17 protein-coding genes are annotated in these 20,075 nt (G+C 44.4%); all 17 read right to left on the bottom strand.

Translation table 11 applies throughout. The features are described 5' to 3' along the window. Positions 1-54: 54 nt before the first annotated feature. Complete coding sequence (locus tag ACFQU8_RS11515; RefSeq protein ID WP_382360151.1) at positions 55-1,494, bottom strand: nicotinate phosphoribosyltransferase; 1,440 nt, start codon at positions 1,492-1,494, stop codon at positions 55-57. Positions 1,495-1,607: 113 nt separating this feature from the next. Continuing rightward, on the bottom strand, positions 1,608-2,123 hold the full coding sequence (locus ACFQU8_RS11510) for an acyltransferase (protein WP_382360148.1): 516 nt from the start codon (positions 2,121-2,123) through the stop codon (positions 1,608-1,610). 86 nt (positions 2,124-2,209) lie between these two features. After that, positions 2,210-3,169 carry a nucleoside recognition domain-containing protein gene (locus ACFQU8_RS11505; RefSeq protein ID WP_382360145.1) on the bottom strand — a complete coding sequence of 320 codons (960 nt, stop codon included), beginning with the start codon at positions 3,167-3,169 and terminating at the stop codon, positions 2,210-2,212. Positions 3,170-3,188: 19 nt separating this feature from the next. Further along, entirely contained in the window at positions 3,189-4,034 is an 846-nt protein-coding gene (gene lgt / locus ACFQU8_RS11500) for a prolipoprotein diacylglyceryl transferase (RefSeq protein WP_382360142.1), read from the bottom strand. Between the two features lie 11 nt (positions 4,035-4,045). Next, positions 4,046-4,978: an HPr(Ser) kinase/phosphatase gene (hprK, locus tag ACFQU8_RS11495; protein ID WP_382360139.1), complete on the bottom strand. Its 933-nt coding sequence runs from the start codon at positions 4,976-4,978 to the stop codon at positions 4,046-4,048. Between the two features lie 123 nt (positions 4,979-5,101). Further along, positions 5,102-5,458 (bottom strand): phage holin family protein, encoded by a 357-nt coding sequence (locus tag ACFQU8_RS11490; protein WP_382360137.1) that lies wholly within the window; start codon positions 5,456-5,458, stop codon positions 5,102-5,104. 133 nt (positions 5,459-5,591) lie between these two features. After that, positions 5,592-6,254 carry a bacillithiol biosynthesis deacetylase BshB2 gene (bshB2, locus tag ACFQU8_RS11485; RefSeq protein WP_382360135.1) on the bottom strand — a complete coding sequence of 221 codons (663 nt, stop codon included), beginning with the start codon at positions 6,252-6,254 and terminating at the stop codon, positions 5,592-5,594. 43 nt (positions 6,255-6,297) lie between these two features. Further along, complete coding sequence (locus tag ACFQU8_RS11480; protein ID WP_382360132.1) at positions 6,298-6,651, bottom strand: YojF family protein; 354 nt, start codon at positions 6,649-6,651, stop codon at positions 6,298-6,300. A 203-nt stretch (positions 6,652-6,854) separates the two neighbouring features. After that, a complete protein-coding gene (gene uvrA, locus ACFQU8_RS11475) occupies positions 6,855-9,737 on the bottom strand; it encodes an excinuclease ABC subunit UvrA (protein WP_382360129.1) in 2,883 nt (960 codons plus the stop codon). A 75-nt stretch (positions 9,738-9,812) separates the two neighbouring features. Further along, positions 9,813-11,825: an excinuclease ABC subunit UvrB gene (gene uvrB, locus ACFQU8_RS11470; protein WP_382360126.1), complete on the bottom strand. Its 2,013-nt coding sequence runs from the start codon at positions 11,823-11,825 to the stop codon at positions 9,813-9,815. 208 nt (positions 11,826-12,033) lie between these two features. Continuing rightward, positions 12,034-13,218 carry a PDZ domain-containing protein gene (locus ACFQU8_RS11465; protein ID WP_382360123.1) on the bottom strand — a complete coding sequence of 395 codons (1,185 nt, stop codon included), beginning with the start codon at positions 13,216-13,218 and terminating at the stop codon, positions 12,034-12,036. A gap of 109 nt (positions 13,219-13,327) precedes the next feature. Then, entirely contained in the window at positions 13,328-14,803 is a 1,476-nt protein-coding gene (locus tag ACFQU8_RS11460; protein ID WP_382360121.1) for a S41 family peptidase, read from the bottom strand. A gap of 160 nt (positions 14,804-14,963) precedes the next feature. Continuing rightward, positions 14,964-16,388, bottom strand: coding sequence for a murein hydrolase activator EnvC family protein (locus tag ACFQU8_RS11455; protein WP_382360118.1), 1,425 nt, complete (start codon positions 16,386-16,388; stop codon positions 14,964-14,966). A gap of 61 nt (positions 16,389-16,449) precedes the next feature. After that, positions 16,450-17,343 carry a permease-like cell division protein FtsX gene (ftsX, locus tag ACFQU8_RS11450; RefSeq protein WP_382360115.1) on the bottom strand — a complete coding sequence of 298 codons (894 nt, stop codon included), beginning with the start codon at positions 17,341-17,343 and terminating at the stop codon, positions 16,450-16,452. After that, positions 17,333-18,019: a cell division ATP-binding protein FtsE gene (ftsE, locus tag ACFQU8_RS11445; protein WP_382360201.1), complete on the bottom strand. Its 687-nt coding sequence runs from the start codon at positions 18,017-18,019 to the stop codon at positions 17,333-17,335. The genes ftsX and ftsE overlap by 11 nt, the downstream gene beginning before the upstream one ends. A gap of 438 nt (positions 18,020-18,457) precedes the next feature. Then, positions 18,458-18,796, bottom strand: a complete 339-nt coding sequence (gene cccB, locus ACFQU8_RS11440) for a cytochrome c551 (RefSeq protein ID WP_382360112.1) — start codon at positions 18,794-18,796, stop codon at positions 18,458-18,460. Positions 18,797-18,955: 159 nt separating this feature from the next. Continuing rightward, positions 18,956-20,057, bottom strand: a protein-coding gene (gene prfB, locus ACFQU8_RS11435; protein ID WP_382360109.1) for a peptide chain release factor 2 whose coding sequence is annotated in 2 segments (ribosomal slippage) — positions 18,956-19,984 and positions 19,986-20,057 — 1,101 coding nt in all. Because the reading frame shifts where the segments join, the coding sequence is not laid out codon by codon here. Between the last annotated feature and the right edge of the window lie 18 nt (positions 20,058-20,075).

Genomic DNA, 20,075 nt, shown 5'->3' with positions numbered 1-20,075 from the left:
AACAGCCTCCTCATATTCAAGCGATCCATCACCCTGGAAAGGACATATTATCGCTTACTCCAGCGAATTTTTCTCAATAATATCCTGCTTCATTTTCCATAATTCATAGCTCAAATCAACATAATACGTTTGCGGATTAAGCAATCTTAAAGTTTCTTCCCATATAAACGCAAGCTGTTGCTCATGATAGCTGTGTATATCTTCGAGCGACGGCAGCTGATAAACTTGTTTCCCGTCCACAAAGATTGGCTGCAGAAGATCAACAGCATCATAGTCATCCACATATTTAAACTTTTGCGGGAATATCGGATCAAACATCTTCAGCGGTTTATCATTGACCACTTCATGATCCAGCGCAACATAGTCGCCTTCCGACTTTTGTGTCTTGCGATTGATGATTCTGTAAACCTTTTTCGAGCCGGGAGTTGATATCTTTGCCAAATCATCAGACAGCTTAATCACCGGCACAAGTGCATTGTCCTTCTCTCTGGCAACAAGTTTGTACACACCGCCAAGTGATGGACTCCTGGCACCGGTAATCAATTTTGTTCCAATACCCCAGGCTGTAATTTTGGCTCCCTGTAATTTCAGATGCATAATAACTTCTTCATCAAGATCATTGGAAGCCATAATCTGAACATCTTCCATGCCTGCTTCATCAAGCATTCGCCGGCCTTCAATTGACAAACGGGCCAAATCCCCGCTATCAAGACGGACAGCCTTTAACTTCTTGCCATATTCTTCCAGTTGCTTTCCGATCTTTATAGCATTAGGAATCCCGGATTGCAGCGTATCATATGTATCAACCAGCAGGACCGTCTGATCAGGCAGAGCCCTGGCAAAGTTCATGAAGGCTTCTTCTTCTGTATCGTGGTCCTGAATCCAGGAATGCGCATTGGTCCCCTGTGTCGGAATGCCAAACAGCTTACCAGCACGCATATTTGATGTTGCGTGAAAGCCCGCAATATAGGCAGCACGGGCGCCCCAGATAGAAGCATCAGCTTCCTGTGCCCTTCGTGTTCCAAATTCAATCAGCGTATCATCATCAACAACCTGTTTGATGCGGCTTGCCTTCGTGGCAATCAGACTCTGATAGTTCATCATATTAAGAATAGCTGTCTCGATCAATTGCGCTTCAAAAATGCGTGCCTGCACCCGGATAAGGGGTTCATCCGGAAAAACAATTTCACCTTCATGCATAGCGTAAATGGTGCCGGTGAAAGAAAGCTGTCTTAATTCATCCAGAAAACCTTCTTCATAATTTTCTTCCTGCTGTCTCAGAAAATCAATATCTTCTTCAGTAAACGTCAGGTTATTAATATAATGAACAACCCGCTCCAGCCCGGCAAACACAGTATAGCCGTTATGGAATGGATTGTTTCGAATATACGCATCAAAAATCGCTTCGCGGTTATGCGAGTTATTTTTCCAGTGCGCATACATCATATTAATCTGATACTTATCCGTGTGCAACGTTAAATTTTCGTATTCCATCAGTTTCCCCCATTAAACGACTTTACGACTATTGTATACGAAAAGCACCTTAATTTAAATAAATTGTCCTCCGAACCAGGAATGGCTTTTTATTATCTGTCAGCCTCATGTCATTATTCATCATCTTCCTGCCGCTCTGTCAATTCTTCTTTCGTGTAAATGATCTGCATAGGATTCCCCCCCGCGAAAACACCCGGAGGTACATCTTTATTGACCAGCGTGGCTGCGGATATTATCGCCCCATTGCCAATCGTTACGCCGGGCAGAACCGTCGTATTGGCGCCGACCATCACCTCATCACCGATGACAACAGGGCCAATCCGGTACTCTTTAATTAAGTATTCATGAGCCAGTATCGTTGTATTATAACCAATAACACAATTGGAACCAACTTTTATCTGTTCCGGAAACATCGTATCGGGCATGACCATCAGGGCAAATGCTGTCGTCTTCCCCACCTTCATACGCAAAAAGGTGCGATACAGCCAGTTTTTCACACTTAAAAGAGGCATATACCGGCCCAATTGGATAATACAAACATTCTTCACGACTTTCCAGAATGAAACCGTTTGATAAATATGCCACAGTGAATTGTCTTTGTTCACACGATACCGTTTTGTTTGACGCATCAGCGACACTCCTGGTCTTCTGTTCTATTAAAGCTGCTTGAACAACAAATTAATCAATCGCTATTAAGCCGTGCATGCGACCGTCATCAAAGTGGAAGATTAGACTGACTATAGGTTGACTTGCGGCCTTTTCGATGAGCCACACGTTTCCAGATTGCTGCAACTGTTATTGTTAATACAACAGCGGTGACCAGACGGATCAGCAGCAGTGGCCATACCGGAATCCCCAGCGGAATGAATATAACAGTGTCTTCCACAACAGCATGACAGGCAACAAGAAAAATCAGTGCCAAATACATATCATGTTTGGAGACACCATCTTCTTCGACAGCCTGAATCATTAAGCCCGCCCCATAAGCCAGGCCTAATGTCAGACCAGCAACCAGCGTCATCGTTGTATTTTGTCCCATGCCAAGCACCCTGGTAAAAGGGGCCAATTTGTCAGAAATGAGCGTAAGCCAGCCTTTTTCCCGGAAAAACTGCATCACGACCATTAAAACCAGTACAATCAGCGCTAACTGAAGTATGGCCGTGAAGGCTGTCTGCAGTCCGTGGAGCAAAACATCAGCCGATCCATCGGGTGCTGCATCAGATGATGAGATAAGTCCGTACTGGGCTGGCTCACTTCCACCCGTCCAGAGAAGATTAATCATGATCGCTGCGACCAAAGAAAGCGAAAGACGAATGCCCAAAATCAGCCACCAGCTCACACCTGCCTTAGAGGCAACTGTTGATTCAATAAATAAATTATGGGAAAACGACATCATAACCGCCAGAATAAATACTTCTTTAATCGAGAAATCGAACGAGACGATCGCGCCAATGCCGGCATACAGATTCAGGGCATTTCCCAGCACAAGCGGCACGGCGGCTTCACCGGACAGTCCAAGCAGTCGCATGAGAGGACTAATCTGCTCCACGACCCAGTCCAGTACAGGGGTGTACTGCAAAATAGTTACAATCAGTGTGATTGGAAAAATAACTTTGCCCAACGTCCATGTCAGGTGCAGTCCCCGCTGCAGCCCCCGGCTAAAAATACCCGTCAATGATCTGCCTCCCCTCATTCTACGACTTCTTCTTTTTCACCTTTTCCCCATTGTAATGTCTATCAGCCATACCAGATTTACGGCGATACCACATGATAGCAAGCAGGCCTAAGATGATAATAACCGAGATAAGCTGTGCCATTCGAATATTGGTATCGGGAACATATAAGCTGTCTGTCCGCATCCCTTCAATCACAAAACGGCCAGCCGAATAGGCAATCAAATAACTCACAAAGATTTCACCGCGCAGTGGATTCTTGCGGCGCAATACGAGCAGAAGGATGAGAACCAAAATATCCCAGAATGACTCATATAAAAAGGTTGGATGATACATAACACCATCAATGCACATTTGGTTCATAATGAAATCGGGTAAATATGTATGGAAATTATTAAACGTTTCCTCACTGATCGGGCCGCCATGAGCTTCCTGATTCATAAAATTGCCCCAGCGTCCGATAGCCTGTCCCAAAATCAGACTGGGTGCTGTGATATCTGCCAGCTGCCAGAAAGAGACCTTTTTCACACGCGCAAAGATAATCGCCGTCAGAACCGCACCAATTAACGCGCCATGAATGGCAATGCCGCCTTCCCAGACTGCAAAAACATTCCACCATGGACCACCTGCATAACGATCCCATTCAAAAATCACGTAATACATCCGTGCAAAGATAATCGCAACAGGCAAAGCAAACAGCAGTAAATCGACCATTAAATCTTTTGGCATGCCCAGCCGGTCAGATTCCTTCGTTGCCAAATAAAGCCCCAAAAAGGCGCCAAATGCAATTATCACACCGTACCACTGAATTGTCAGCGGCCCTAACTCGAAAAATACCGGATCTAATGCCGGTGCATTGCACTGCACATTAACCACTCCTACTCCATATCATGCCCCTGGTCTATCATATCTGTTAATCGCTCAGAAAATTTCTCAGCCGCATTAACACCCATACGTTTTAGTCGGAAGTTCATAGCAGCAACTTCAACAATTACGGCAAGGTTACGCCCCGGTCGGACCGGGATCGTTGCTTTCGGCACATTAACATCCATAATTTTCGTTGTATCTTCATCAAGCCCAAGGCGATCATACTGTTTTGTTTCATCCCACAATTCCAGATCGATAATCATCGATATACGTTTATAGCTTCTGACAGATCCTGCGCCGAACAACGTCATAACGTCAATGATGCCAAGTCCGCGGATCTCCAGTAAATGCTCAATCAAAGGCGGCGAGTTACCAATCAGCGCTTCATAATCTTCCTGCCGGATTTCAACGCTGTCATCTGCCACGAGTCGATGCCCCCGTTTGACCAGCTCAAGTGCTGACTCACTTTTACCGACCCCACTCTGGCCAGTCAAAAGCACACCCACACCATAGATATCTACTAACACGCCGTGAATAGCAGTGAACGGGGCAAATTTAGCTTCCAGATAATTGGTCAGACGGCTGATAACCCGCGTCGTTTTGCGTGGTGAGTGTAATATCGGGACCCCTGATTTATTCGCCGTCTCCAGAATAACCTCTGGAATAGCCATATCTCTCGAGATAACGATGACAGGGGTGATATCGGTACAAAGCTGTTCCATGCGATCCTTCTGTGCGTCTGCCGGCAGATCAAGAAAATAGGACATCTCCGTTTTGCCAATTAATTGCAGACGTTCCCGCGGATAATAGTTAAAAAAACCAGTCATCTCAATCCCCGGCCGATGGATATCGCTGGACATAATTTCCCGATGGACGCCATCTTCTCCGGCGACTAAAGTCAAATTAAAATTTTCCAGCAGATCTTGTGTGCGGACTTTCGCCATCTTGTAAGCCTCCATTTATCCCGTAAATACTGATTTATATTGTAGCATATTTTTTTCCCAGCGAATATACCAGCCGGCTTAACATTCAAAAAATCGCAGGTGGCTCACCTGCGATAAGAGCGGTTACGTCATGGGATCCCTGATAAGCTTATTCAGCAGAAGATTCAGGACAGAAATGATCACCGCAGCTATAACAGCAATACCAAACCCTTCAATGATGAATGATTCATCCATAATGGCCTGTGCCACCATCAGGCTGACAGCATTAATCACAAATAAAAATAAACCAAGGGTCACCACTGTCACCGGAAGCGTCAAAACCACTAAAATCGGTCGTACAATCAGATTGAGAATACCAATGATAATACTGGCCAATACAGCTGTACCAAAACCTTCAAGGTGAAATGAACTGAACAGCTGAGCTGTCACAATAAGGGCAACAGCATTCAAAATAATCGATAGGACTGCTCGCAGCAGCATTCATGCACCTCCCGCTCTTCAGCATGATAACAACACTAATAATATAAGCATCAAGGAAGACGCCACTTGCGAAAGCAATCACAGCAAACTGATGCGGCCACTTTCGCATGTCACGCTCTCCTGTTAAAATCCATTAGTCCGAAAAATGCCAGATATAAAATTGTTCCTGACCCAAGTGCCGTTTAGCTTTTTCGCCTAATTCTGCAGACGTGTCTGAACCGCCGTGAAATTGACCAAGAATTCCCTTAGCCTGTGACTGATGGGCAAAAATCGCTTCTTTCTTCTGCTCCAGCACAGGCAGCACATCATTTGAAATATCCGGCTTGCCAAGTTCCTGCTGGTTAATCGCTTGTGCCCAGACGGTCGGCCGTTTATCAGGATCCATCAAACGAACCGCTTCAATGGCCGCAGCACCCATGGCATTATGATCAGGATGGACAGCATAGCCCGGATAATGTGTCATAACCAGACTCGGCTGTATCTCCTCGAGGTAGCCTTTCAGGTGATCAGCGACGTTGCGTTTATCTTCAAATTCCACCATTTTATCACGGTAGCCAAGCATATGAAGGTCAACATCTAACTTCTCACACGCATTAACGAGTTCCTCCCGGCGGATTTCCGGGAGTGTTTCCCGATTGGCAAATATAGGTGATCCCATATTCCGTCCCATTTCTCCCAAGGTGCCGCACAAATAAGTAACTGGCACACCCTGATTTCGGAATTGCGCGATCGTGCCTGCCGCACCAAATGATTCATCGTCTGGATGCGGATATATAACTACAACATGCGTTTCCATTTTCATCACCCAATCCTTAATAGTATATGCAGATCAAATCAGTTTATTGCCCCAGCGGTGTCTCACTAACATGCAATGCTACCATCAGCTTGCCATCCTGATCGTGCCCCGCAAGAAGCAGCTCATTATCATTATGGATGGTCCAGTCTGTCAGTCCTTCAGCATAAACCCAGCCAAGCTGTGTCTTGAGTCCGGCCCGGTAGCCTGCTCCATCTCTTACCAGTTTAGCTTGAGAAAAGTTAATTGCCGCATTGCGTATATAAGCACCGACATTATGAGCCTGGCCATCAAAATGACTCGCATAAGCTCCATTCGTTGTTTCCAGATGGATGTAGACATCTTTATTGATCAAATCATTCAATTGCTGCTGTACCTGTTCCTGTTCAATCGGCTTCATTACAAGTCCTCCTAACATATTTCCAAGGTATCAGAACGGCATAAAACCCGAGTACGTGGCTTCGCATACGGACGATTCCAAATCTGTACCCGCGCATGGGACTATCGTAACATCTCCAAGGGGCAATGCGCTCTTTTGCGGATTGCCCTGCCATTAAATAAGCCTATCGCTTCAGATCGCGGGAGCAGCGGAGCCAAAACACCTTAGGTTAACTCGATTTCTTCACGCCGCTTCATATCCCGCTCCATCCGTTCGCGATCACGTTCCAGGACGGGTTTTAAGTAATAGCCTGTATAGGATTGCTCCTGTTGTTCCGCCACTTCTTCCGGCGAACCCGTTGCAATGACGTAGCCTCCGCCATCGCCGCCTTCAGGTCCCAAATCAATGATATGATCAGCCGTTTTAATAACATCCAGATCGTGTTCAATAATTAAAACAGAGTCGCCATTGTCAACAAGCCGCTGCAGCACATCCAAGAGACGTCTGACATCATCAGTATGCAAACCCGTTGTTGGTTCATCTAAGATATAAAACGATTTACCATTGGAACGGCGATGCAGTTCACTGGCGAGTTTAACCCGTTGCGCCTCGCCGCCTGACAATGTTGTAGCCTGCTGGCCCAGTTTAATATAACCAAGCCCCACATCAGAAATCGTCTGCAGTTTTCGCTTAATTTTCGGGAGGTTCCCAAAGAATTCCAGACCCTCTTCAATGGTCATGTCCAACACGTCAGCAATATTTTTCCCTTTATAGGCCACTTCGAGCGTTTCCCGGTTATAACGCTTGCCATGGCACACTTCACAGGCAACAAACACATCCGGTAAAAAGTGCATCTCGATTTTAATAATTCCATCCCCATGACATGCCTCACAGCGGCCGCCCTTCACATTAAAACTAAAGCGCCCTTTTTTATAACCGCGGATTTTAGCTTCGTTCGTTTCTGCAAACACGTCACGAATATCATCGAACACCCCGATATAAGTAGCCGGATTTGATCTTGGTGTTCGGCCGATGGGTGATTGATCGATATTGATCACTTTTTCAACTTGCTTTGTTCCATTTATACGCTGGTGTTTTCCCGGTTTAAACTTGGCACGATACAGCTGTCTGGACAAGGATTTATATAAAACGTCATTAACCAGCGTACTCTTCCCAGACCCTGAAACACCTGTCACAGCTGTCATGATACCGATTGGGAAAGAAACATCCACGTTTTTCAGATTGTTTTCCTCAGCTCCGACGACTTTGAGCTGCTTTTGCTTAGACGGTTTGCGTCGTTTAGCCGGAAGCGGTACATATTTCTCACCAGCTAGATATTGACCGGTCAGCGATTCTTTATTTTGCATCACGTTTTCCGGTGTATCGCTTGCTACAATATAACCGCCATGTTCACCTGCTCCCGGTCCAATATCAATTAAATGATCAGCCGCCAGCATCGTATCTTCATCATGCTCAACAACAACCAGCGTGTTATCGAGATCACGCATTTGCTTCAGGGTATTGAGCAGACGGTTATTATCACGCTGATGCAGTCCAATCGATGGCTCGTCCAGTACATACAGGACACCGGTAAGAGCTGAACCAATCTGGGTAGCCAGCCGTATCCGTTGTGCTTCGCCGCCAGATAGTGTTCCCGCTCGGCGTGACAGGGTCAGATAATCAAGTCCGACATTATTCATAAATTCAAGCCGATCAGCTATTTCCTTTAGGATCATCTGGGCAATCGTTTCTTCCTTCTCCGTCAGCTCAAGGCTCATAAAGAACTGTTTAGCTTCAGTTATCGCGTAATCCGTAACCTCACCAATATGCTTGCCGTTTACTAAAACGGCAAGCGCTTCTTCTTTAAGACGATGCCCATGGCAGGTCGGGCAATCATTCTGCGACATGTATTTACCCAGCAGTTCCCTGGTGAATTCAGATGATGTTTCCTCATAACGCCGGGCAATATTAGCCACAACACCTTCAAAATAAATCGCATTATCACGAATCGTGCCAAAGTCATTCTGAAACCGGAATTGAATTTTTTCCTTGCCGCTTCCATACAAAATTTTGTTCATTTGTTTTTTGGGGATGTCTTTAACCGGTATCGTCATGTCAATGTTGTAATGATCACAAACACTCTTCAAAAGCTGTGGATAATACTGAGAACTGATGGGCTCCCAGGCTGCAATGGCATGATCGTTTAGACTCTGATTCCAATCCGGTATAACAAGTTCCAGGTCAACTTCAAATTTGGTCCCCAGTCCATCACAGGTTGGACAGGCACCATATGGACTGTTGAAGGAAAAAAGCCGGGGTTCCAGTTCGCCGATTGAATAGCCACAAATTGGGCAGGCATGGTTTTCGCTGAACACCAGCTCCTGATCATCGATGACATCGACAATGATATTCCCGTCACCGAGTCCGAGTGCCGTTTCGATCGAATCACTTATACGGCCGGCTGCGCCATCTTTGACAACGATGCGATCAACAACGACTTCAATGGAATGATCTTTATTTTTTTCCAGCTGAATATCATCTGTCACTTCCCGCATTTCCTGATCGACCCGGATCCGAACATATCCTTCGCGTTTCAGCTTTTCGATTGTTTTGGTATGTTCGCCTTTACGTCCGGAAACAACGGGCGCCAGAATTTGCATCTTGGTTCGTTCAGGGTACTCCAGCAAACGATCAACCATTTGCTGAACGGTCTGGGACGTGATCTCAACACCGTGTATGGGACAAGTTGGACGGCCGATCCGCGCAAATAACAGACGCAGATAATCATAAATCTCCGTCACTGTCCCGACAGTTGAACGGGGGTTGTTGCTGGTTGTTTTCTGATTGATCGAAATAGCCGGCGACAAGCCTTCAATTGCATCAACATCGGGCTTGTCCATTTGCCCTAAAAACTGGCGGGCATAAGCAGACAGCGACTCGACATAGCGGCGCTGTCCTTCCGCATATACTGTATCAAAAGCAAGTGATGATTTGCCTGAACCGGATAAACCGGTAAACACGACAAATTGACCTTTGGGAATCGACACATTAATATTTTTTAAATTATGAGCACGAGCGCCTTGAACGGTAATCGATTTACTAGACATGAACAGGTCATCCCTCCACTTTGCTTGGTCATGAATTATTCAGAAACGGCTGCTGGAACCATCTCTCAGCAGCGATTAGGCACCTTCTGCTTTCAATTCAAGCATAATATCGCGCAGTTCAGCGGCTTTTTCAAAATCAAGCGCTTTAGCCGCTTCTTTCATTTCTTTATCCATGTTCTCAATCACTTTCTCTTTTTCATCTTTCGTCATCTCTTTAACATTTGGTTTGCTTCTGCCTTCTTCTTTTTCATCATCTTCAGCTTCTGTCGTTGCCTGAATGACATCACGCACTTCTTTTTGAATCGTTGTTGGCGTAATGTTATGCCGTTCGTTATAAGCCATTTGTTTTTCACGGCGACGGTTTGTTTCCTCAATCGCAGTCTGCATCGAATTCGTCACCTTATCACCATACATGACGACTTCACCATGCTCATTTCTGGCAGCACGCCCCATGGTCTGAATAAGGGAACGTTCAGATCTGAGAAAACCTTCTTTATCGGCATCGAGAATAGCCACAAGGGATACTTCCGGAATATCCAGTCCTTCACGGAGCAGGTTAATCCCTACGAGCACATCATACTTGCCCATGCGTAAATTCCTTATGGTTTCAAGACGCTCCAAGGTTTTTACCTCTGAATGCAAATAGGCAACTTTAATGCCGATTTCCTTCAAATAGTCCGTTAAATCCTCAGACATCCTTTTTGTCAAAGTTGTCACGAGCACGCGTTCATTGCGCTGCGACCGGTCTTTAATTTCCGCAATCAAATCATCCACCTGCCCGTCAATCGGCCGGACATGAATCTCGGGATCAAGTAATCCCGTAGGCCGGATAATCTGTTCGGTTACATCCGGCGCATGCTCTTTTTCGTATGGACCGGGTGTTGCCGAAACATAAATCAGCTGATTGGTGACTTTTTCAAATTCCCCAAACTTGAGGGGGCGGTTGTCGAGTGCGGACGGCAGACGAAAACCGTGATCAACCAATACTTGTTTACGTGCTCTGTCGCCATTGTACATACCTCTGATTTGCGGCAGGGTGGCGTGTGACTCATCAACAACACACAAAAAGTCATCCGGAAAGAAATCCAGCAGTGTATAGGGTGTTGCGCCGGGTTCACGGAATGTCAGATGAGCCGAATAGTTTTCGATACCAGAACAAAAGCCCATTTCCTGCATCATTTCGATATCATAATTCGTACGCTGCTCCAGGCGCTGGGCTTCCAGCAGTTTATCCTGTTCACGCAATGCCGCGAGTTGTTCTTTCAATTCTTTTTTAATATTTTCAATCGCTACTTTCAGCTTTTCATCACGGGTCACAAAGTGGGAAGCCGGATAAATGGCGACATGTTCACGATCGCCGACGATTTCACCGGTTAACGCGTCCACTTCCCGGATCCGATCAATTTCATCACCAAAAAATTCAATCCGAATACAGTGTTCATCACGCGAGGCCGGGATCACTTCAACTGAATCCCCGCGCACACGGAATGTTCCGCGCTGAAAATCAATATCGTTACGGGCATACTGAATATCCACAAAGTCCCGTAAAAGCTGGTCACGATCTTTTTCCATTCCCATTCTCAGTGACAAAACCTGGCTTTTATATTCGTCCGGTGACCCGAGACCATAGATACATGAGACACTTGAAACAATCAGAACATCACGTCGTTCAATCAATGCTGATGTTGCTGAATGCCGCAGTTTATCAATCTCATCATTAATACTGGCGTCCTTTTCAATAAATGTATCAGTCGATGGGACATATGCTTCCGGCTGATAGTAATCATAATAGCTCACAAAGTACTCAACGGCGTTATTCGGAAAAAATTCTTTAAACTCGCTATACAGCTGACCCGCGAGTGTCTTGTTATGAGCAATAACCAATGTTGGCCGATTAATCTCTGCTATGGCATTGGATACTGTAAAAGTTTTGCCTGTGCCAGTAGCACCAAGGAGTGTCTGATGCCTCTGGCCGGACTTCACTTTTTCAACAATCTCGTTAATCGCTTCAGGCTGGTCTCCGCGCGGCTCATAATTCGCTTCTAACTGAAATTGATTTTCCAAACCGAAAGACCTCCGTTCCTTCATTGCATCTATTCTAACATAATTAAACTCACATTTTAATGGTCATGCGAACAAATATTCGTTTCATTACTGAACCTAAGCCAATTCCATTTTACCCGAAACATTGGGTATAAATCATCCACAAAGGCTTCAAAGTGCTGAGCAGCTATATGCCGGAAACAAAAATAAGCAGCAAGGTATGTTTTGAACCTTGCTGCTTAGCTGGTCTTTATCAGGCCGATTTATTGTTGTGATAGGGTTTATCAACCGTGATAATCCCTAATTCATGATGGTCTTCTTCATACAGGGCACTTTGCACAAATCGCACTTCACCGTTATCATCAACCACGGTCAGCTTGAAGAATGCGCCACTATCCTGCAGTGCATAATAAAATGCCTCAATAGTGTCAATGGATTTGCCATTCACCTTCGTAATCACCTCGCCGACCGTAACACCTAATCGATCGGCTGGTGTGCCAGGAATGACCGCCAGTACCTGAATACCGCGTTCATGGCGTTGAAAATATGGCGTCTTTACCTGATCTGTCACGCGATGCCTGTAATGAATGAGTTCCCGGCCAATTATCCCTGCTGCAACCGCCACCAGTGACAGCCAGCCAGCATAAATACCACCGAGGGCCAGAAGAAGCACAAACAAACTCAGCATGTACGTCCATTTCGCTGCATTGGCCGCGGCCTTCTCCGGTAATTCGCTTCTGACAACGTGATCACATCCGAGTAAAAACGGTATTAATACGAGGCTGTATGTTTCATTGTTTATTGAAAAATACGGCCAGAAGGAAGCCATTTCGGGTATAGACCCAGTTGGAATCAGAACGAAAAACGGAATCAGTGCCATTTTTTTAAGATGATGCACACCCATCCAATTGCCGCGCCGGCTTAACTCCAGAGCCGGAAATGTATGACGCCGTGTCTGCCGGCGCAGCAAAAAGGCTTCAGCTGCCAGAAGAATGCCTGATAATAAAGCAAGCCCTTCCAGATCAACTGCCTCAAATAATTCTGGATTAATCAGTGACTGATTCTGCAGTACCAGCGGCATAACTAAAACAAGCAGAAACGTGATTCCAATCGTATAAACTGGTGACAGCATCGTTAGACGTAACGACAGACTAAGGACAATAGTGACAATGGCCAGCAGCAAAATGGTTTCAAGCGAAAAAACCATCCCCGCGCCAATCGTGACGGCAGATATGATAAGTCCGAAAATAACAGACACTGGCCATGTTCTTCGCCACTCTGAAAATAGATCAAATACCTTAAAACCAAATGATAGCCGTTCTTGTTTGATTCGTTTATAACCGGTCAGGATAACGAGAATCACAGCCCAGTATAATACGGGGTTTAAAAAGAAGCGTCCCACTCCTTTTAACAGTTCTATAAACCAGCTCTCTGTCACGATGATCACCCTTCTGTCTGCCTCTATTAATTAGCTCAGTCCATATATTCGCTGTTAGGCCAGCCGATTCCTGCCGGTTGTGAAAATGGATCCGCAGTGTACCCGCGGATCATTTCTGTTTATACAAAACATGCAATGCTTTGGCCAGTTGCTTATCATCTTTGCCGTCGCGAATCTGATCAACAATAGCTGATTCAACTGAGCCGGCTGTCTGTTCATCAACTTTGCCAGTTGCATCAAGGTCATGATCAGCCTGGAAATTCTCAACCGCTGTTTCGGTTTCACGGCTGAAATAACCATCCGTGCGACCTGGATCATAGTCCAAACCTGACAGCATCTCCTGCACGTTTCCTATATTGTCACCTGTCTGGTCATACGCAAGCATTTTGTCTTCAACCTGGACAGGATTCGTAAAGTAATAATCAGGCTGCTCTTCTTTCACAGTCGGTTCCACGCCTTTTTCATGAATCCATTTTCCTTCAGGAGAGAGCCATTTGTTTAACGTTAATTTAACTCTGCTGCCATCGTCTCCAACAGGAACAGCTCTCTGGACCGTTCCCTTGCCAAAACTTGTTGTACCAACAACATCATAGCCGGCTTCCTTCATAGCCACAGCCAAAATTTCAGAAGCTGATGCACTTCCTTCGTTAATCAGGACACTGATTGGATATGGCTTTTTCTCATCCAATGAGGAATAGAATTTCTCAGTCTCACCATTCCGATTTTCAATCTGGTAGTCAGGCATATCTTTCGGTATAAAGTTTCCCAGCACATCCTCCACAGCAGTTAAAACGCCACCAGGATTGCCACGAACATCGATAACCAGCCCCTCAATGTTGTTATCCTCGAGTGATGCTAACTTCTTTTTGAACTCATCACCTGTCTTTTGGGCAAATGAGCTGATTTCAAGTGTACCTGTTTTTTTGCCGTTAACCTTTTGCATGTTAGAATGAACGGTCTCCACAGGGATATCATCACGTACGACATCTACATCAAATGGTTCAGAAACACCGGAACGCTGGATTTCAACACTAACTTCGCTTCCTTTTTCACCACGAATTTTCTGAACGGCCTCATGCAAACTTGAATCCGAAACACTCTCACCATCCACGCTTAAAATCTGATCATTGGGTCTGAGTCCTGCGTCTTCAGCAGGGGAATCTTTAATCGGTGAAACAATGGTCACTTTTCCGTTCTTCATGCTGACTTTCGCGCCAATGCCTTCAAATGATGATTCAATTGTTTGGCTAAATTGTTCCATTGATTCCGAATCCATATAAGAACTGTATGGGTCATCCAAAGATGTCACCATGCCCTTAATAGCACCTTCAATTAACTGATCATTCGTAACATCTTCCAGATAATTGTCTTTGATTAAATTGTAGGCTTCCGTTACTTTTTGCATGTTGTCTGGTGATGTGGGGCTATTTTCAACACTTAAATCGGCATCAGTTGAATCAGCCGTGTCTTCCTGTTTTGGCGTATCGTCAGACTGCCCCAGTTCAACACCTAAAAATCCACCCGCAACCCCCAGCACCAATGCGCCAGTTAAAATAAGAATCATATGCAGCTTGCGAAGTCTCATATAGTCACCCCAATGTATCATATTCAACCGAAAGCTTGACCATTCCAGCCGTTTAAACGATCCGTCGTCCGTTCTATTTAAAAAGGCATCACACCTTTATGTGCGATGCCTTCAATAATAGAGTTTATACACGCAAAATGCAATATGCTCAACTCACTAATCAGTTAACATAATTTAATGGGTTGACCGCATTACTTTTAGCTCCATTCCATCCGCCTTTATGAACTTCAAAATGCAGATGTGGCCCCGTTGACGAACCTGTATTTCCGCTTGCGCCCACTGTCCGTCCACGACTGATTGACTGACCAGAGGATACGGATACGCTGCTCATATGAGCATACAGTGTTGTATAAGACTGGCCGTTAATGGAATGCGATATCAGGACGGCATTGCCGTAGCCTCGCATCGTACCATCACCCTCAGCGTGTGTGGAGATAACCACACCTGCAGCTGCTGCCTTAACCGGCGTTCCAAGCGTTACACCATAATCGATTCCAGGATGAAATTCAGCCCCCCGATTGCCATATCCAGACGTTATCCGAGCAGATACCGGACTGCTGAACTTACCATTACTGGACTGACTGGCTGAATCGCCACTGGCGTCACTATCTGAATGGCTGGAATCAGAACTTGAATGGCCGCTTGAACTGGTATTACTGTGTGACTTTGTTGCCGCTTGTCTGGCTCTTTGCTTTGCTTGTTCTTTATTTCGCTTAGCTTGTTCAATAGCCTTTTGGTTGGCTTCCTTTTGTTTACGCAGTATATCCTTTTTGTCGTTCAGGCTTATTTGGTGTTCTTCCAATTGTTCTTGTTTGTCTTCAAGCTCATCAAGCTGGCTTTCCTTTTCATCTACTTGATCATCTAATTGTGACTTCAAGGATTTAAGTTCTTGTTTTTGGTTCTTTAGAGAAGCCTTTTTATCTTCTGCTTCCTGTTTCTTTTGTTCGGCTTCCTGTTTCTTTTGTTTCACTTCGGACTGTTTATCTTCAACTTCCTGCTTTTCCTGTTTATGTGTCTCCATGATGTCTTTATCCTGATCCATTATGGTATTGACAGCTGAAGCTCTGCTGATAAAATCGCTGAAACTTTTTGATCCAAGCAGAACCTCTATGTAGTTCATACTGCCGCCATTTGACTGGATTGAACGGAGGCGGTCTTTCAACAGCTTCTCCCGTTTTTTAATACGATCCTTCAGCTCTTTAATGTCATCTTTCAATTGAGCAACCTGTTTATTTAAATCATTAACCTGGCCGCTAAGTTTGTCAACTTGTGCATTTGTAGCGGCAATTTTTTCTTCTTTAGCATCAATTTTATCTCGTGTATCAGACAAGTCCTGGTTAATTCCGTCAATTTTGCTGTTGACTTCAGTCTGTTTTTCCTGATTTTCATTAAGCTTTTCTTTTGTATTCTGTTTTTCGTTTGTCAGTTCTGATTTTTTCTGTTCAATTGCCTCCTGATCGCTTTTCTTAGTTTCGATTTTTTGATCGAAATCAGATGCTGACTGAGCTGATACTGTCTGCATTCCCAGCGAACCTGTACTGAAGACCATTAAAGCGATCATTGGATAGGTGATATATTTGCGCATCTCAGTTTCTCCTCTCAAGCATTGTCTAGTGTCATGTCTTTTTTCGTTTCTAATTAAACTATTAAACTTTCAGGAATTTACGGATGCTCATGCCGCTTCCCCATACACCGATTACCATTCCAATCAGCAGAATGATTATGGATAACTGCCAGGCAAATGGATCAAATGGCAGTATATCGACAAACGAATACGTAATTTGATCACTGATCGTGTTTTCCAGATAAGAATAACCAGTTAAAACAACCGCAATCGGTATAATCGAACCTAATAGTCCGTGCAGAGCTCCTTCAATGAAAAAGGGCCAGCGAATGAAGCCGTTTGTAGCACCGACAAGCTTCATGATGCCAATTTCGTTGCTTCGAGCCATAATCGTTAGTTTAATAGTATTTGATATGAGGAATACAGCAGTAAATACTAATGCAGCAATCAGAACCAAACCAATATTCCGGGCATAATCATTAAATGTGAAAAGCTCGTGAATGAAATCCTGGCCATAGTTAACTTTCTTAATATGGTCAAGTTTATTAATATCTTTGGCTAATGATTCTGTCTGCTCTGGTTTGTTCGGTTTCACAACATAAGCATGGCTTAATGGGTTATCCTGTTTAAACATTTCCCAAGTGTCGCTGTCTTTGCCCATGTCATCAAAAAGTTTCTCAAGCGAGTCTTTTTTGGAAAGAAAACCGACACTTTTAGCACCATTCATTTGTTTAATATCTGAACCGATGTCTTCTATATCAGTTTCATCCGCAGAAACATCGATTAATGCTTTAATTTCAACATCTTTTTCAAGACCATCGGCCATATGGTTCAGATTCAGCATCAATGCAAGGAAGACACCAACCAGAAGCAGGGTTGTCGTAACGGCTGCTACTGATGCGAATGTCATCCAGCCATTCCGGAAGAGATTCTTGCCGCCTTCCCGGAAATGCCGTCTTAGTGTTTTAAGCTTCATAGCCGTATTCACCTCGTTGCTCGTCTCGAACGATCAGTCCGTCATCGATGGCGATAACGCGTTTTCTAACCGTATTGACAATTTCTTTGTTGTGGGTGGCCATGATAATCGTTGTGCCCCGATCACTTATCTCTTCAAAAATTCGCATGATCCCTCGCGATGTTGCCGGGTCCAGGTTACCTGTCGGCTCATCCGCTATAACAATCTTAGGTTTGTTCACAATAGCACGTGCAATTGATACCCGCTGCTGCTCGCCTCCTGACAATTCGGCAGGAAGAAATCTGGCTTTATTCTTCAATCCAACCAGATTAAGCACTTCCATAACAAGGTTGCGAATCTGGCGCGGTGTCTCTTCTATCACCTCAAGTGCAAATGCGATATTTTCATAGACTGTCAGTTTAGGCAGCAGTTTGAAATCCTGAAAGATAACGCCAATATCTCGGCGCAGTAGCGGAATATCTCTTCTTCTTATAGTGCTTAAGTCTGTATCATTTATAACGACCGTTCCTGCTGATGGCTTCACTTCACGATAAATCAATTTAATAAAGGTTGATTTGCCGGCACCGCTTGGACCGACAATATAAATGAACTCGCCTTTATCAATCGCGGTACTGATGCCATTCAGCGCCGTAACACCATTTCCATATGTTTTATAGACATCTTGCATATGTATCATGTGCATATCACCTTTAATCGAAAATGTTGCCATTCTAGCTGTAAAGTCGCCGGGAACCAGCTTCTTCAGCTCGTTTCATAAAAAACAGTTTCGCAATATGACATCCGTTTCAATCAAATAACAGATTTTCCAATTTATGTAACTTGTTTAAAATATAACAATGTTTGTAACACAAACCCAAACTATGTATGTAATTTTCATTTATTATAACATCTTTCAACACAAATTTTAGGCTTAATCAGATTACGTTTTCATTTCATTTTGCGTCAAAGTGACCTGTTTTTGTAACATTTTAGCGTAACGGGACATATTCTGCTGTTTACGCATGTATCTTAGCCGATGAGTGAAGGGACTGGAAGCAGATAATTGACATTATTAATTCCAAATACAAAAAACGTGACCCATTTGATGAAATGGATCACGTTTTGTATTATCAGCTTAGTTTTTTTGAGCCAGCCAATCAGCAAGGGTCTGAGCATCTTCGTCACTCACATCCTGTGGAGGCATTTGGCCTTTACCTTCATGGATGATTTTCTTAATGTCATCTGCGGAATGATCTGAGCCAACAGATGTTAAATCCGGACCAACATTGCCGGAAAGATCAGCGCCATGGCAATTTGCACAGTTGCTGTCGAAAATCTTCTCGGCAGCATTTGCATCGACTTTACCGCCGCCATTACTGCCGGTACTTTCCTCATTACCGCCATCACCGCCGCCGCCACAGGCACCAAGTACCAGTGCTGCGCCAAACAGCATTGTCATTAACCATTTTTTCATATGTCATCCCCCTAAAAAATATTGTGATAAAGTTATCAAATATAGTATAACCTTAATCACAAAAATTAATACCGTGCAATCCGCTATTCTCAGGAGTATTTATCCTGGAACGCACGCACCTGAAGGGGTTAGTAAAATCTGTCAAATTTATGACCTTTTTCAGCTCACTCTATCCCGTAAAAATGCATCGATAAATGGATCCAGGGCACCATCAATAACACCCTGTGCATTACCTGCTTCTGTATTTGTACGATGATCTTTCACCATCGTATAAGGGTGAAAGACATATGAACGGATTTGGCTGCCCCAACCGATTTCCCGCTGTATACCGCGCAGTTCATCGATTTCCTGCTGCTGCCGTTCCAATTCTTGCTGGTACAGCTTAGAGCGAAGCATTTTCATAGCACGTTCACGGTTTTGGATCTGCGACCGTTCTGATTGGCATGTCACAATCGTTTTGGTGGGCAGATGGGTAATTCTGACCGCCGAATCCGTTGTGTTGACATGCTGACCGCCGGCTCCACTCGCACGATACGTATCAATGTGAATATCCTGACTTTTGATTTCAACATCGACATCATCATCAATTTCAGGCATGACCTCACAAGATGCAAACGATGTATGACGCCTGCCGGAAGAGTCAAATGGTGAAATGCGAACAAGCCGGTGAATCCCTTTTTCAGCTTTTAAATAACCGTATGCATTACGTCCCTTTATCCACAATGTCACACTTTTGACACCAGCTTCATCTCCGGGCAGATAATACAATGTCTCAACTGTAAAACCCTTCTTCTCAGCCCAGCGCTGATACATACGAAGAAGAATGCTGACCCAGTCCTGTGATTCTGTACCGCCTGCTCCGGGATGCAATTCAAGAATCGCATTATTTTGGTCATATGGTTCACTTAGAAGGATCTGCAATTCAAATTCATTCATTTCGTTTCTTAAAGCAACTATGTCATTTTCCAGATCAGCAAATAATGCCTGATCTTCCTCTTCTTTAACCAGCTCATAGGATACATCAAGACTCTCAATTTTTTCTTCAAGTGAGTCAAATCCTTCTACGTAGCGTTTCAGATTGTTATTTTCTTCAATGTGTTTTTGTGCCTCGTTCTGATCATTCCAGAACTCAGGGTCGGCCATGGCCAGTTCCAGTTCTTTCATGCGTTCACGTTTGACGTCTAAGTCAAAGTGACCCCCTAAAGTCATTAATTCGCTTATGCATGTGCTGCAGTTCGTGTCCAATATCTGTTAAGTCCAATATAGTCACCTCATTTTA

The organism is Lentibacillus kimchii (genome assembly GCF_042666895.1).
Classification (GTDB): Bacteria; Bacillota; Bacilli; order Bacillales; family Amphibacillaceae; genus Lentibacillus; species Lentibacillus kimchii.
The sequence above is the reverse complement of the archived record's forward strand: the minus strand, read 5'-3'. Positions and strand labels throughout refer to the sequence as shown.

What these genes read in the sequence shown, in the direction of transcription:
- ACFQU8_RS11490 (WP_382360137.1), bottom strand. Translation starts at nt 5,458, where the DNA reads ATGCTGCTGCGAGCAGTCCTATCGATTATTTTGAATGCTGTTGCCCTT.
- ftsE (WP_382360201.1), bottom strand. Translation starts at nt 18,019, where the DNA reads ATGATACATATGCAAGATGTCTATAAAACATATGGAAATGGTGTTACG.
- ACFQU8_RS11480 (WP_382360132.1), bottom strand. Translation starts at nt 6,651, where the DNA reads ATGAAGCCGATTGAACAGGAACAGGTACAGCAGCAATTGAATGATTTG.
- ACFQU8_RS11455 (WP_382360118.1), bottom strand. Translation starts at nt 16,388, where the DNA reads ATGCGCAAATATATCACCTATCCAATGATCGCTTTAATGGTCTTCAGT.
- bshB2 (WP_382360135.1), bottom strand. Translation starts at nt 6,254, where the DNA reads ATGGAAACGCATGTTGTAGTTATATATCCGCATCCAGACGATGAATCA.
- hprK (WP_382360139.1), bottom strand. Translation starts at nt 4,978, where the DNA reads ATGGCGAAAGTCCGCACACAAGATCTGCTGGAAAATTTTAATTTGACT.
- ACFQU8_RS11460 (WP_382360121.1), bottom strand. Translation starts at nt 14,803, where the DNA reads ATGAGACTTCGCAAGCTGCATATGATTCTTATTTTAACTGGCGCATTG.
- ACFQU8_RS11510 (WP_382360148.1), bottom strand. Translation starts at nt 2,123, where the DNA reads ATGCGTCAAACAAAACGGTATCGTGTGAACAAAGACAATTCACTGTGG.
- ftsX (WP_382360115.1), bottom strand. Translation starts at nt 17,343, where the DNA reads ATGAAGCTTAAAACACTAAGACGGCATTTCCGGGAAGGCGGCAAGAAT.
- uvrA (WP_382360129.1), bottom strand. Translation starts at nt 9,737, where the DNA reads ATGTCTAGTAAATCGATTACCGTTCAAGGCGCTCGTGCTCATAATTTA.
- cccB (WP_382360112.1), bottom strand. Translation starts at nt 18,796, where the DNA reads ATGAAAAAATGGTTAATGACAATGCTGTTTGGCGCAGCACTGGTACTT.
- ACFQU8_RS11515 (WP_382360151.1), bottom strand. Translation starts at nt 1,494, where the DNA reads ATGGAATACGAAAATTTAACGTTGCACACGGATAAGTATCAGATTAAT.
- uvrB (WP_382360126.1), bottom strand. Translation starts at nt 11,825, where the DNA reads ATGAAGGAACGGAGGTCTTTCGGTTTGGAAAATCAATTTCAGTTAGAA.